The sequence below is a fragment of the Pseudomonas sp. 21LCFQ010 genome (assembly GCF_024129905.1).
GTDB lineage: Bacteria > Pseudomonadota > Gammaproteobacteria > Pseudomonadales > Pseudomonadaceae > Aquipseudomonas.
In genome coordinates this window covers 148,401-162,190 of the sequence record NZ_JAMYDZ010000006.1, presented here as the reverse complement: position 1 = coordinate 162,190, position 13,790 = coordinate 148,401, and the positions used below count along the sequence as shown (strand labels likewise).

Annotated in this window: 12 protein-coding genes; 5 read left to right on the top strand and 7 right to left on the bottom strand. The window is 61.5% G+C overall.

The window, feature by feature from the left end:
- Positions 1-37: 37 nt before the first annotated feature.
- Positions 38-574, top strand: a complete 537-nt coding sequence (locus NJC38_RS09975; RefSeq protein WP_253114226.1) for a DUF4124 domain-containing protein — start codon at positions 38-40, stop codon at positions 572-574.
- A 63-nt stretch (positions 575-637) separates the two neighbouring features.
- On the opposite strand, the gene argB is transcribed toward NJC38_RS09975, so the two are convergent.
- The 4 genes from argB to coaBC are packed head-to-tail and all read right to left on the bottom strand — an operon-like array spanning position 638 to position 5,880.
- Positions 638-1,543, bottom strand: a complete 906-nt coding sequence (argB, locus tag NJC38_RS09970) for an acetylglutamate kinase (protein ID WP_045485049.1) — start codon at positions 1,541-1,543, stop codon at positions 638-640.
- A 27-nt stretch (positions 1,544-1,570) separates the two neighbouring features.
- Complete coding sequence (locus NJC38_RS29165) at positions 1,571-4,156, bottom strand: phosphomannomutase/phosphoglucomutase (RefSeq protein WP_366855744.1); 2,586 nt, start codon at positions 4,154-4,156, stop codon at positions 1,571-1,573.
- Positions 4,157-4,209: 53 nt separating this feature from the next.
- Entirely contained in the window at positions 4,210-4,665 is a 456-nt protein-coding gene (gene dut, locus NJC38_RS09960) for a dUTP diphosphatase (RefSeq protein WP_045485054.1), read from the bottom strand.
- Between the two features lie 6 nt (positions 4,666-4,671).
- Positions 4,672-5,880, bottom strand: a complete 1,209-nt coding sequence (coaBC, locus tag NJC38_RS09955; protein ID WP_253113967.1) for a bifunctional phosphopantothenoylcysteine decarboxylase/phosphopantothenate--cysteine ligase CoaBC — start codon at positions 5,878-5,880, stop codon at positions 4,672-4,674.
- Between the two features lie 249 nt (positions 5,881-6,129).
- Here coaBC and radC point away from each other — a divergent pair, with 249 nt between their 5' ends.
- Positions 6,130-6,804: a DNA repair protein RadC gene (radC, locus tag NJC38_RS09950; RefSeq protein WP_253113954.1), complete on the top strand. Its 675-nt coding sequence runs from the start codon at positions 6,130-6,132 to the stop codon at positions 6,802-6,804.
- Here radC and NJC38_RS09945 read toward each other — a convergent pair.
- The gene (locus NJC38_RS09945; RefSeq protein WP_253113952.1) at positions 6,778-8,178 is read right to left on the bottom strand and encodes an ATP-binding protein; all 1,401 of its coding nucleotides are present in this window, start codon (positions 8,176-8,178) and stop codon (positions 6,778-6,780) included. The two genes, radC and NJC38_RS09945, sit on opposite strands and share 27 nt — an antisense overlap.
- 205 nt (positions 8,179-8,383) lie before the next feature.
- Here NJC38_RS09945 and NJC38_RS09940 point away from each other — a divergent pair, with 205 nt between their 5' ends.
- Both NJC38_RS09940 and NJC38_RS09935 read left to right on the top strand, forming a co-directional pair.
- Positions 8,384-9,091 (top strand): DUF3800 domain-containing protein, encoded by a 708-nt coding sequence (locus NJC38_RS09940; RefSeq protein ID WP_253113948.1) that lies wholly within the window; start codon positions 8,384-8,386, stop codon positions 9,089-9,091.
- Positions 9,088-9,573: a hypothetical protein gene (locus tag NJC38_RS09935; protein WP_253113946.1), complete on the top strand. Its 486-nt coding sequence runs from the start codon at positions 9,088-9,090 to the stop codon at positions 9,571-9,573. The genes NJC38_RS09940 and NJC38_RS09935 overlap by 4 nt, the downstream gene beginning before the upstream one ends.
- A gap of 179 nt (positions 9,574-9,752) precedes the next feature.
- Here the strand turns inward: NJC38_RS09935 and NJC38_RS09930 are convergent, their stop codons facing one another.
- On the bottom strand, positions 9,753-10,514 hold the full coding sequence (locus NJC38_RS09930; protein WP_045485070.1) for a response regulator: 762 nt from the start codon (positions 10,512-10,514) through the stop codon (positions 9,753-9,755).
- Between the two features lie 89 nt (positions 10,515-10,603).
- Between NJC38_RS09930 and NJC38_RS09925 the strand changes: the two genes are divergently transcribed.
- Positions 10,604-12,922: a TonB-dependent siderophore receptor gene (locus tag NJC38_RS09925; RefSeq protein WP_253113944.1), complete on the top strand. Its 2,319-nt coding sequence runs from the start codon at positions 10,604-10,606 to the stop codon at positions 12,920-12,922.
- Between the two features lie 76 nt (positions 12,923-12,998).
- Here NJC38_RS09925 and ycaC read toward each other — a convergent pair whose 3' ends face one another.
- Complete coding sequence (gene ycaC / locus NJC38_RS09920) at positions 12,999-13,625, bottom strand: isochorismate family cysteine hydrolase YcaC (RefSeq protein ID WP_045485072.1); 627 nt, start codon at positions 13,623-13,625, stop codon at positions 12,999-13,001.
- Positions 13,626-13,790: the final 165 nt, after the last annotated feature.

Below are 13,790 nucleotides of genomic sequence, written 5' to 3'. Positions count from 1 at the left end.
GGTGTTGCTGCTGGGCAGCTTGGGCCAGAGCGCGGCAATGGCTGCCGAGCCCCCTGAGGTGCTGCTCTATCGCTATGTCGACAGCCGTGGCATAACCGTCATGGATCGCCAGGGCGTGCCGCCGGAGTACGCAGGCAAAGGCTATCAGGTACTCAACGCCCAGGGGCGAGTGGTACAGGTAGTCCCGCCGGCCCCCAGTGCCGAGCAGATTCGTCAGGCCGAGGCGGCCAAGGCCCAGGCCGGTGCCGATGCGCAGTTATTGCGCCAGTATCGCAGTGTCGATGATGTCGAGCGCGCCAAGGCTCGCAAGCTGGCAGAGATCGACGCCCTGATCGGCGTGGCCCTAGGCAATACCCAGGGCCTGGCTGCCCAGCAGGCCAGCCTGCAGGGCCAGGCCGCCGATCTGGAACGGGCAGGGCGCCCGGTGCCGCAGAACCTGATTGACCAGATGAACGACCTGCGCGATCAGCACAATGCGCTCAAGGCCGAGATCAGTCGTTATCAGCAGGCGCGTCAGCAGGCAGAGTCAGACTTCGCCCAGTTGCGGGCGCGGGTCTCCAGCCTGCTGCAGTAACGCAGTAAAAAGGCCCCGTCAGTTCGCACTGACGGGGCCTTTTTATTATCGCAATGACCGCAATCAGTGACGCTTGCGGTTGGTGATCAGCGTACCCACGCCGCTGTCGGTGAAGATTTCCAGCAGTACGGCATTGGGCACACGGCCATCGATGATGTGCGAGCTGTGTACGCCGCCCTGCACCGCTTCCAGCGCGCAACGGATCTTCGGCAGCATGCCGCCGTAGATGGTGCCGTCAGCGATCAGGCCATCGACCTGTTCGGTGGTCAGGCCGGTCAGGACTTCACCTTGCTTGTCCATCAGGCCGGCAATGTTGGTCAGCAGCATCAGTTTCTCGGCCTTGAGGGCTTCGGCAACCTTGCCGGCGACCAGATCGGCATTGATGTTGTACGACTCACCGTTCGGGCCGACACCGATCGGCGCGATCACCGGGATGAAGTCGCCCTTGACCAGCATGTTCAGCAGGTCGGTATTGACCCCGACCACTTCGCCAACGTGACCGATGTCGATGATTTCGGCCTTGGTCATTTCCGGCGTCTGGCGGGTAACGGTGAGCTTCTTCGCACGAATCAGCTCGGCGTCCTTGCCGGTCAGGCCGATGGCGCTGCCGCCATGACGGTTGATCAGGTTGACGATGTCTTTGTTGACCTGGCCGCCGAGGACCATTTCCACCACATCCATGGTCTGCGAGTCGGTCACCCGCATGCCGTCGATGAAGTGGCTTTCAATGGACAGGCGCTTGAGCAGGTCACCGATCTGCGGACCGCCGCCGTGAACGACCACCGGGTTGATACCGACCGCTTTCATCAGCACGATATCGCGCGCAAAGCCGGTTTTCAGCTCTTCGCTTTCCATGGCGTTGCCGCCGTACTTGATTACCAGCGTCTTGCCAACGAAACGGCGGATGTATGGCAGTGCTTCGGACAATACCTTGGCGACGTTAGAAGCGGCATCACGTTCGAGGGTCATTCGGGGCTCCAGTCAAAGATCAAACTATCAGAACGGCAAGTCGAGGTCCGGCGCAACTTTCTTGAGCTCGGTATGGAAAACGTTCTGGATGCGCTGCAATTCAGCCTCGGTTTCGGCTTCGAAGCGCAGCACCAGCACCGGCGTGGTGTTGGACGCACGCACCAGACCCCAGCCTTTCGGATAATCGACACGGACACCGTCGATGCTGGTCAGTTTGGCGTCGCCCCACTGGGCCTGTTTCTCCAGAGCCTCAATGATGCTGAACTTGGTGACATCGGTCACCTTAATATTGATCTCTGGGGTGGAAACGTCATCCGGGAAAGAGGCGAACAGCTGTTCGGCGGTTTCGGTTTTCTGGCTGAGGATTTCCAGCAGCCGTGCAGCGCTGTAGATACCGTCATCGAAACCGAACCAACGCTCCTTGAAGAAGATGTGGCCGCTCATCTCGCCCGCCAGCAACGCGCCGCTTTTCTTCATTTGTTTCTTGATCAGCGAGTGGCCGGTTTTCCACATCACCGGACGACCGCCGTGCTCACTGATCAACGGGGTCAGGCGGCGGGTGCACTTGACGTCGAAGATGATGTCGGCGCCCGGATTGCGCTCCAGCACGTCCAGCGCGAACAGCATCAGCAGGCGGTCAGGGAAGACCACATTGCCCTCGTTGGTCACCACCCCCACGCGGTCGCCGTCGCCGTCGAAGGCAAGGCCCAGGTCGGCGCCGGTTTCCTTGACCTTGGCAATCAGGTCCTGAAGGTTTTCCAGCTTGCCCGGATCGGGGTGGTGGTTAGGGAAATTGCCGTCGACTTCCTCGAACAGGGAAATCACTTCACAGCCCAGCGCTTCAATCAGCCGCGGCGCGATGACCCCGGCAGCGCCGTTGCCGCAGTCGACCACCACCTTGAGGCGGCGGGCCAGGGCGATGTCCTGGGTGATCTGCTGGTAGTAGCGCTCGAGGATGTCGACCTTGGTGATGCTGCCTTTTTGCTCGGTCAGGTTGTTGGTTTTGATGCGCTCAAGCAGGGCCTGGATCTGTTCGTTGGCCAGGGTGTCGCCTGCGATGACGATCTTGAAACCGTTGTAGTCCTTGGGGTTGTGGCTGCCGGTGAGCATCACGCCAGTCTTGCCGGCCAGCACGTTGGCGGCGTAGTACAGCGCCGGAGTCGGGACCAGGCCGACATCGCTGACATGACAACCGGCGTCATGCAGCCCCTGAATCAGTTGTTGTGACAGTTCCGGGCCAGACAGACGGCCATCGCGACCCACGCTGACGTTGGGTTCGTTCTCGGCCAGGCTCTGGGCGCCGATGGCCCGACCGATCCAGTAGGCGGTTTCAGCGTGCAGGGTATCGCCGACCACACCGCGAATGTCATAGGCGCGGAAGATCGACTCGGGAAGCTGGGGTGCCACGGATGCTGGGCTGTTCATAAAGAGGGTGTGCTCCGATCTCGGGAGATCCTGGTTGTCGTCGAGAATGTCGATATCAAGGATATCGGTGTTCTGGAACAGCGGATCGCTCCAGGCGGTGCCAGGCTTGGCGGCCGGGGGCGATACTGCAACGCTGCCTTCAGAGGTGTCGGGTTTTGCGCCGCTTCTGTCGCCAGTAGCCGCGTGAGGCGCGGTGTACAGCGAAAGACGGGCAAGGGCCTGAGCCAGTCCTTGCAGGGCAGGGAGGCTCAAACCGAAGGGTTTGACGGTTTTTCCGCGAGAGAGTTCTTGCACCAATTGATCCAGTTGCCGGGTGTCGTCGACGATCAGCCTTTGCAGGCGGCGCTCGTTTAGGTACAGCCCCAGCACGCTGCCCGCCAGGGCGACCAGCAAAGCCAGGCCGAGCAATAGCCAGGGGATCGGGTTGTGCAAGGCCGGACCCGGGGTGAATTCAAGCCGCCAGCCCGGATAGCCGGTCTCGAAAACCTGCGGCTTGCCGGCACCGGCCAGCCCGCGCTGCAGGAAAACCTGCTCCGGACCGTTGCCGAACTGCTGGCTTAACACCACTTGCCCGGCGTCTTCGGGAATGCCTGGAATGGCGTTGAGCAGACGCTTGGGGTCGAAGGCCAGCAACAAGGTGCCGCTGGCCGGCTGGCTCGGGTCGCTGCGCAGCGCTGCCACGCTGTAAATGACCCAGCGCTCGCCGATCTTGCGTGCCTCCGGCACCGGTGCCTGACCCTGAATCGCCTTGTTGAGCAGGTCCAGGGTCGAGTAGCTGACCGGCAAGCTGCTCTGGGTGTCGATGTCGGCCAGGCCTTTGGCATCGATCCGTGCGCCGATCAGGCCGTCCCAGTAACGCAGCCGCTCCTGCACAACGCTGCGGGCCTGCTCATCATGACTCTGCAGGGCCTGCAACAGGGCGGGATTGTTGGCGGCCGCCTGGGTGTCGGCACCGATCTGGCGCAAGGCCAGATTGATCGCCAGCGCCTGGCTGTTACCCCAGGCCTGGATCTGCTGGTCATGCTGTTGCGGGCTGCTGGCCAGGCCGACGGTGATCAGTACCAGCGCCGCCGCCAGGCCGGCAAACGCCGGAATCAGACCGGGCAGCAAGGCGTGCAAGGCAGATGCAGAAGGCTTTTGCCCTTCGGCAGACGAATGCTGGTTGATGCTGCGCTGACTGCCTTCCACCCGACTGCTCTCCGATTATTCGTCCTGAATCCGGGGTTGCCTGTGCAAATCTGTCAATGACTGCCTGAGTGACCGAAGCCGCCGGCACCGCGCTGGGTCTGCTGGAACTCCTCGACCAGCTCGAAACGGGCCTGCACCACCGGCACCAGCACCAACTGCGCGATGCGCTCGCCAACCGCGATGGTGAACGGAGTCTGGCCGCGGTTCCAGCACGAGACCATCAGTTCGCCCTGATAGTCCGAGTCGATCAGGCCGACCAGGTTGCCCAGCACGATGCCGTGCTTATGGCCCAGCCCCGAACGCGGCAGAATCAGCGCGGCCAGGCCCGGGTCCTCGACGTAGATCGACAGGCCAGTGGGAATCAGCAGGGTCTGGCCGGGCTCCAGCACGGTGTCCTGCTGCAGCATGGCGCGCAGGTCAAGGCCGGCCGAGCCGCTGGTGGCGTAGGCCGGAAGAGGGAAGTCGCTGCCAATGCGGGGGTCGAGGATCTTGGCTTGTAGAGCGTGCATTCGTAGTTAAACCTGATTCATGCGTTCGGCGATAAAAGAGATCAGCTGGCGGGCAATCTTGCCTTTGCTGGTCTGGGCAAAGAGCGTTGCATGCAACGCCCGGTCGATCACGCTGCAGGCGTTTTCTTCACTATTGAAGCCGATGCTGGGGTTGGCGACATCGTTGGCGACAATCAGATCGAGATTCTTGTCCTTGAGCTTGCGTGCAGCATAGTCGAGCAAATGCTCGGTCTCGGCGGCAAAACCGACACTGAACGGACGATCCGGGCGGGTCGCGATGGTCGCCAGGATGTCGGGGTTACGGACCATCTGCAGCAACAGGCCGTCGCCGGTGCTGGGGTCTTTCTTGAGTTTGTGCGGGGCGACCACTTCCGGGCGGTAGTCGGCCACGGCGGCCGAGGCAATGAACAGATCGCACGGAATCGCTGCTTCGCAGGCGGCCAGCATGTCGCGGGCGCTGACCACGTCAATGCGCGTGACCCGGTCCGGCGTCGGCAGGCTGACGGGACCTGTGATCAGTGTCACCCGCGCGCCGGCTTCCACGGCCGCTTCGGCCAGGGCAAAGCCCATCTTGCCGGAGCTGTGGTTGGTGATGTAACGCACCGGGTCGATATTTTCCTGAGTGGGCCCGGCAGTGATCACCACGTGCTGGCCGGTCAGGCTCAGGCGCTGGAAGCACTCGGCGGCGCACATCGCCAGCTCGCCGGGCTCGAGCATCCGGCCAAACCCCACGTCGCCGCAGGCCTGGCTGCCCGATGCCGGGCCGAACACTTTCCAGCCGCGCTCTTCGAGCTGCCGTGTGTTGGCCTGCACCGAGCTGTCGCGCCACATGGCCTGGTTCATCGCCGGCGCAATCGCCACGGTGGCGTCGGTGGCCAGCACAATAGTGGTCAACAGGTCATTGGCGATGCCCTGGGCCAGGCGGGCGATCAGGTCAGCGGTTGCCGGGGCGATGAGAATCAGGTCCGCCCAGCGGGCCAGCTCGATATGCCCCATCGCGGCTTCTGCCGCCGGGTCGAGCAGCTCCAGATGGACGGGGTGTCCCGAGAGCGCCTGCATGGTCAGAGGGGTGATGAACTCCGCCCCGCCCTTGGTCATGACGACCCGCACTTCGGCCCCCTGGTCGCGCAAGCGGCGGACCAGTTCGGCGCTTTTGTAGGCCGCGATGCCGCCGCCGACGCCCAGAACGATGCGTTTTCGATACAGCCGCTGCATAGGCCTGCCTTGTCTTGATCAATGTTGCGCAATCGCAGCAGCCCCGGTGCCGGGTAGCCGCAGAAAAATCCGGGCTAAGATAGCACAGCGTCCGCAGTGGAGCAGCGGCGCCCACAGCTCTGTAGGAAAAGTCAGCGCGTGAGGCTCTGGCCCGGCAAAAGCTGGCGAGCCGTTGCGATCTGCGGTACTAGCTGGTGGGACGTGCGCGGCCCTTTGTTTGCGCCGCGCCTGAACACAAGGAGGTGGTGCATGAGTATCCGAGACTGGCCTGCTGCGGAGCGTCCGCGCGAGCGCCTGCTTGGCATGGGCGCGCAGAGCCTTTCCGATGCAGAACTGCTGGCCATTTTTCTGCGTACCGGTGTATCGGGCAAAAGTGCTGTCGATCTGGCCCGGCATCTGTTGAATGAATTCGGCAGCCTGCGCGCGTTGCTGGAGGCCGACCTCGATGCATTCAGTTCACACCTGGGGCTTGGCCCGGCGAAGTTCTCCCAGCTCCAGGCGGTGCTGGAAATGGCCCGTCGGCACCTGGCTGAAAGCGTGCGCCATGCGTCGGCGCTGGAAAACCCGCAGCAGGTTCGCACCTATCTGAAATCACAGCTGCGCCATGAGCCTCACGAAGTGTTCGCCTGCCTGTTTCTCGACAGCAAGCATCGGGTACTGGCGTTCGAGGTGCTGTTCCATGGAACGATCAATGCGGCCTATGTTCACCCGCGCCAAGTGGTCAAACGCGCCCTGGCACACAATTCGGCCAGCCTGATCCTGTGCCATAACCACCCCTCCGGAGTCAGCGATCCGAGCCGGGCCGACATCGAGCTGACCAAGCGCCTTATGGAGTCACTGGCGCTGGTGGATGTGGTGGTGCTCGACCATGTGATCGTCGGCGAGGGCGAGCCGTTGTCACTGGTTGAGCGCGGCCTCATGTAGCGGCAGGAGCACACTGACCGACAGCCCGCCAGCCTGGCGGTTACGCAGCATCAGACGGCCGCCATGCAGCATGGCGATGCGTTTGGCGATGCTCAGGCCCAGACCGTAGCCGCCGGAACGCTGGTTGCGAGAGGCTTCACCGCGTACGAACGGGTCGGTGATGGTTGGCAGTTGTTGCTCGGCAATGCCGGGGCCGCGGTCGAGGATCTCGATGTGCAGGTGCTGGTCGTCCGATTGCACGTTGAGACTGACCTGCCGGGCGTAGCGCAAGGCATTGCTCAGCAGGTTTTGCAGGCAGCGTTGCAGCAACAGCTCATTGACCTGCACCACGCCGCCACGTCCGCTGACAGGCAAGGGTTCCTCAGCGCTGCACAGCTCATCGCACAAGCGAGCGAGCAGCTCGTCGATATCGACAGGCTGCACGGTGTGCTTATCGGCGCTCTGCAAATAATCGAGCACCTGGGCGATCATGCGCTCCATTTCGACAATATTGTGCCGCAGCCGCTCGCGAGGACGCTCTTCGCTGACCCGCTCGATCAGCAGACGCATGCGGGTCAGCGGGGTACGCAAATCGTGGGATACGGCCGCCAGGAAATAGGCCTGGTCATCGAGCATGGCTTTGAGGCGCTGCTGCATGCTGTTGAAGGCCAAAGCGGCCTGGCGAACCTCTTGCGAACCTTCGATGGTCAAGGGTGGCTGTTCGAGATTGTCGCCCAGCGCCATGGCAGCCTCGCCCAGACGCTTGAGCGGGCGCAGGCACAGACGCACCGCCACCAGACAGATCACCAGCACGGCCAGAATGCGCAGGGCATACACCCGCAACAGATAATCGGCAATCAGCACCCATGCCGACTCGCCGCTCCAGCCCTGCATTTCCTGCGCCTCGACGTGCAGCCAGCGCTGGTCCGGCAGTTGGAGCGCAAAGCGCAAGTGCGCCTGGGCGGTGCGCAGGCCGAACAGGCTATGCCAGACGATCGGCTGACCCTGCGTATCGGTCAGGGTCGCGCTGAGCAGGCGCAGCGGGTAATCGCGTCCGGTTTCAATGCGCAACGCCTGACCGAGCAGTAATTCAATGCGCCGCTGGGCGCGGCTGGGTTCACCGCCGGGCACACGGGGCGGTGCATCTGACAGGCAGCGCAACTGGTAATGGGTGCGAACCTGAAGCTGTTCGGGCGCACGGCAGTCAATCTGCTCGATGATCGCCGCAGTGTCACGCGCCATAAGCCGTACGGGCGCTTCCAGAACCTGCGCAAAACGCACATCGAACCAGATACTGCTCGATGCCAGCTGAATGCCCAGCACCCCAAAAACCATGATCACCAGCAACTGGGCGAACAGGGTTTTGGGCCATAGCCTTTGCAGAAAGCGCCGCATCTCAGGACGCGGGACCGGTGATGCTCAACAGATAGCCTTCATTGCGGATGACAGAAAGTCTGCACCTTGCCGTTCGGACGGCTCTGAGTCAATAAACACTGGAGCAGGCGAGCCAGGAAAACGATGACTGAAGCCTGATCGCTCTGGCCCATGGCTATGAGCAAACAGAGTACATTCGGCAACCCTAACGGCCAGCAGTACAGCAATGAACGAAACCTTCAATATCTATTGTGACGAATCCTGCCACCTGGAGAATGACGGTCAGCGCGCCATGGTGCTGGGCGCTGTCTGGTGTCCAGAGGCAAAACGCCTGGAGATCGCCCGGCGTCTACGTGAAATCAAATCAAGACATAAACTGCCCCGCGATTTCGAAATCAAGTGGACCAAGGTGGGCTCCGCCAAACTGCAGTTCTACCTGGACTGTATCGACTATTTTTTTGACGATGACGATCTGCACTTTCGTGCGTTGGTTGTTGCCGACAAGGCTTGTCTCAACCACCGGCAGTACCGGCAAAGCCATGACGACTGGTACTACAAGATTTACTTCTCGATGCTCAAGACCATCTTCGACCCAGACGCTGGATACCATGTCTACATCGATATCAAAGACACATTAGGGCATGAGAAGGTCACCAGACTCCACGAGGCGCTGGCCCACAACGCCTATGACTTTTCTCGCAAGGTAATCCGCCGTGTACAGCGCATTCACTCTCATGAGGCAGAACAATTGCAGTTGGCCGACTTGCTCATTGGCGCGCTGTCCTACCTGCATCGCGGACTGTGTGGCAGCGAAGCCAAGCAGCGACTGATTGCGCGAATTCGCGAGCGTAGCCGCTATAACCTGGAGCAGAACACGTTGCTGCGTGAGTCCAAGTTCAACCTGTTCTTCTGGAGCGGGAGCCAAGACTTATGAGCCTGCCGGGATGGCTGCCTGAACTGGAAGAACTGAAAACTTATGGTGGCGATTTTTCTCGTTATCTGGATGCGATCTACGAGATATTTTGTGCCGACTTTGTGGTTTCGAAACCCGTATTCGCTGGTAAGCGTCTTGGCTTGAAGCGTCATCCGGTTATTCAGGGCAAGGAGGCTACGTTTTGGCACATGATTTCAGAGGGGCACGACGAAGCGGAGCGCCTGCCTGATTTGCGGCGTTGCGAGCGTATTCGCTGGCCCAGACCAATAATAGAAAATGCTGCCGATACAAGGCTAAAGATCTGGCGTGAACCGAAAGGCTCAACTACTCGTGTATTGATATGGTTTGCCGAAGCCCAATACTTGGTGGTGCTGGAAGAGCGCAAGGACTACACCCTGCCTTGGACGGCCTATCCAGTCGAACGAGAGCATCAGCAGAAGAAACTGGAGCAGCGTTGGGAGCGCTACAGTCAAGAGAGTTAGGCTGGCCGCGCCCTCCACAGGAGGACGGGGCCGTTACTCCTTCTACACTGACACCCTAAGGCTGGTAGATGAGCTGGTGCCAACGGTAGGCCTTACCTGTCTGGATTTCAAGCTACACGCTGTTTTTTTCTGACGATATGCCTGCTTTTCGTCACAGTCATTGCAAAAAACGCCGCATCTCAGGACGCGGGACCGGTGATGCTCAACAGATAGCCTTCATTGCGAATGGTGACAATCTGCACGCTGGCACGCTCATCGCTTTTGAATGACTGACGCAGCCGGCTGATGCACATGTCCACCGAGCGGTCGTCGGGCTGATAGGCGCGGCCGAAGGCGCTGCGGGTGAGCTGCTCACGGGTCAGCACTTCTTCATGGGCATTGAGCAACTCGCTGAGCACCCGGTAATCGGAGCGTGGCAACGGCAACTGGCGCTGGTCCGGCAGGGTCAGTTCGCGGCGGGCGTGGTCGAGCCGGTAGCCGGCAAAGTGCTGAGTCTTGTCCGGGCGGGCAGGGGACTCGGGGGCCAGGCGCGTCGCGCGCCGCAGCACGGCCTTGATTCGCGCCAGCAACTCGCGGGGCTCGAACGGCTTGGCCAGGTAGTCGTCGGCACCGACCTCCAGGCCGATCACCCGGTCCAGCGCTGCGCCCCGGGCCGATAGCATGATCACGCCCATGCTCGAATCGCGTGGCAACTGGCGGCACAGGCTCAGGCCGTCCTCGCCGGGCAGCATCAGGTCCAGGATCAACAGGTCTACGGTTTGCTCGCGCAGGCACTGCCACATCTGCTGGCCGTCGGCGGCCGCCAACACACGATAACCGGCCTCGCTGAGGTAGTCGCAGAGCAGCTCGCGGATCTCGTCATCATCATCGACCACCAGCAAGGTTTCGCCTGATTGTGGTGGCAATCCGGGTGGCGAGGTGTCGCGCTCATTACATTCCATTACAAGCCCATACATACGCGCGGTACAGCGAAGTGAGGTGGTTGATAAAAATCGTATCAAAACCTAACTGCAAACACGAAGCGATTACAATGACTCACTTGGGCAGCACCTCTTCTACCACCCTCCATCCTCCTGCCAACCCTACCGACATTTTCACCCTCAAGCGCTCTAACGTGCTGATCGGCCTGGGCCTGAGCGCACTGATTGCCAGTCACAGTGTCAACGCGGCCGACGCTGTCGAACTCAACGCCATTGATGTCCGCGACAGCGCCTACACCGAACAGGATGCCACCGGCCAGGCCGGTTACACGGTTAAAAGCACCAGCAGTTCCACCGGCCTTAAGCTGACCCCACGGCAGACCCCGCAGTCGGTGACCACCATCACTCAGGAGCAGATGACCGACCGCAATATCACCAATATGGAGCAGGCACTGGACGCCGCGCCGGGGGTAAGCATGAGCAAGCTGGAGGTCGGCGGGCGTACCGAATACCGCGCCCGTGGCTACGCCATCAGCAACTGGAAGGTCGATGGCCTGCAGTATCCGGGGGGGTCGGATTTCAGCGGCGCCGGTTCGTCGCTGAACATGGACATGTACGAGCGCATGGACGTGGTCCGCGGCGCCAACGGCCTGCTGGGCGGCACCGGAGATCCGTCAGCCACCGTCAACCTGATCCGCAAGCGTCCGACCCGCGAGTTCGGCGGCAGCGCCTACGTGACCTACGGCAGTTGGGACAAGGCCCGCCTGGGCGCCGACCTGAACCTGCCGCTGTCGGAAGATGGTCGTCTGCGTTCGCGCTTTGTGGTTTCCCAGCAGGAGGCCAACTCGTTCCGCGACGAGCAGTCCGACCGTTCGCGGGCAGCGCTGGCCAATGTCGAGTTCGATCTGGATGACGCCACCACCCTTGGCGCCGGCTTTCAGTATGAGTATTACAAGATTGTCGGCGGCGGCTGGGGTGCCAATATCCCGATCTGGTACGGTGACGGCAGCAAGACCGACCTGCCGCGCAGCACCAACGTGGTGCCGAGCTGGAGCTTTGGCGAGTACACCACCCGTACCGCGTTCGGCTCGCTGACCCATCGCTTCGACAATGACTGGACCCTGAACGTCAATCTGGCGCAGACCACCACCGACGCCCTTAACCACCGCGGCCTGGCCAAGGTCAACTCGTCGTCGGGCGGCAATTATGTCGGTTACTTCAACCGCGATGGCAGCGGTGCGGTACTCAATGGCCTGCACAGCTCGACTGACACCACTCAACAGTCCGGCCAGATTGATCTGAGCGGCCCGTTCCAGCTGTTCGGCCGTACCCATCAGGCGATGTTCGGCTACAACGACAGCCGCACCGTGGCCTGGTCGCCGCAATACAGCTGCACCATGTCCAGCGCCCTGCGCACCAGTGCGCCAGCGCTGGGCTGCCAGTTCCGTGGCAACAACGGTTTTGCGCTCAGCGATTGGCGCAACGGTGTGAATGACGATTACTACATCGATGCCCGCCAGACCGGCCTGCACAGCAAGACCACCACGCGCCTGCAGGGTATGTATGCGGCAACCCGGATCAGCATCACCGACCCGCTGTCGGTGATTGCCGGGGCGCGCACCAGCAACTACGACGCAGTGACCATCGCCACCTCCGGGGCACGCAGCAGCCAGAGCGAGAACGGCATCGTCACCCCATACCTGGGCGCGGTGTACGACCTCAACGACAACTACTCGCTGTATGCCAGCTATACCGACATTTTCACCCCGCAGACTCAGGAAGACGCCGGCGGCAGCAAGATCGAGCCGATTCGTGGCAAGAGCTACGAAACCGGGATCAAGGGTGAGTGGTTCGACGGTCGCCTGAATGCCCAGGCTGCATATTTCCGCACCCAGCAGGACAACAAGGCCGTTACCGATGGCGCCAGCCTGACCCCGACCGGCGCGCAGGCCTACAAGGCCGGCTCCGGGGTGGAAACCGACGGTATCGATCTGGAAGTGGCCGGGGCGATCACGCCGAACTGGAACGTCTACGGCGGCTACACCTGGCTGCACTTTCGGCGCCTCGATTCCGACGGCCGCAGTGACCCTTCGCACCTGTTCAAACTGTCGACCACCTACCACCTGTCTGGCGCGCTGGATCGTCTGACCGTGGGTACCGGTGTGACTGCACAGACCAACATCCGCGCACTGTCGACCCCGGCCGGCCAGCCCACCAACGGCGTGAGCCGCAGCGCCAGCGACGTCAACTGGTCCGGTTATGCGATCTGGAATGCCATGGCCCGCTATGACATCACGGACGACACCGCACTGACCCTGAACGCCAACAACCTGTTCGACAAGCACTACTTCACCCGCTATGGCTTCTATGCCGGGGCGATCTACGGTGATCCTCGCAGCCTGTCGCTGACCTTGCGGACCCAGTTCTGACCGCTCTCGCGCGTCAGACAAACAAAGCGGCGCCCATCTGAATGGGCGCCGCTTTTTGTTGGATGGTTGTTCGGACTCAGCGCGCACTCAGCGCCGAGTAGCTGTTCATCAGGTTGCGGTAGTTGGGAATACGCTGGCTCAGCAGGTTGCCCAAGCCTTCGATATCGTTGCGCCAGTCGCGGTGCAGCTCACACGCCACCGAGAACCAGTTCATCAGTTGGGCGCCAGCCTGGCTCATGCGGTTCCACGCGGCCTGTTGCACGGTTTCATTGAAGGTGCCGGAAGCATCGGTCACCACGAACACTTCAAAACCTTCTTCCAGGGCCGACAGCACCGGGAAGGTCACGCACACGTCGGTGACGACACCGGCGATGATCAGTTGCTTGCGGCCGGTGGCCTTGATCGCCTTGACGAAGTCTTCGTTGTCCCAGGCGTTTATCTGGCCAGGGCGGGCGATGTACGGCGCATCCGGGAACTGCTCTTTGAGCTCCGGCACCAGCGGGCCGTTGGGGCCTTGCTCGAAGCTGGTGGTGAGGATGGTTGGCAGCTCGAAGAATTTGGCCAGGTCACCCAGCGCCAGCACGTTGTTCTTGAACTCGTTGGGCGAGAAGTCCTGCACCAGCGAAATGAGGCCGGTCTGGTGGTCGATCAGCAGTACAGCGGCGTCGTCTTTGTTCAGGCGGTTGTAGGTGAAGTTGGCCATGGGGTAGATCCTTTATCTGAGAAGTTGTGGGGTAAGTGGCGTTGCGTTCAACTTGGACACAGATTAAGGATTTACCTGGATGGGATAAATCGGCTGAAAAGCGTTTGACTGTCACCCTGGAGGAGACAATGGCAGGATTGTGCCTTTGATGGGCCGGGCGGGGCA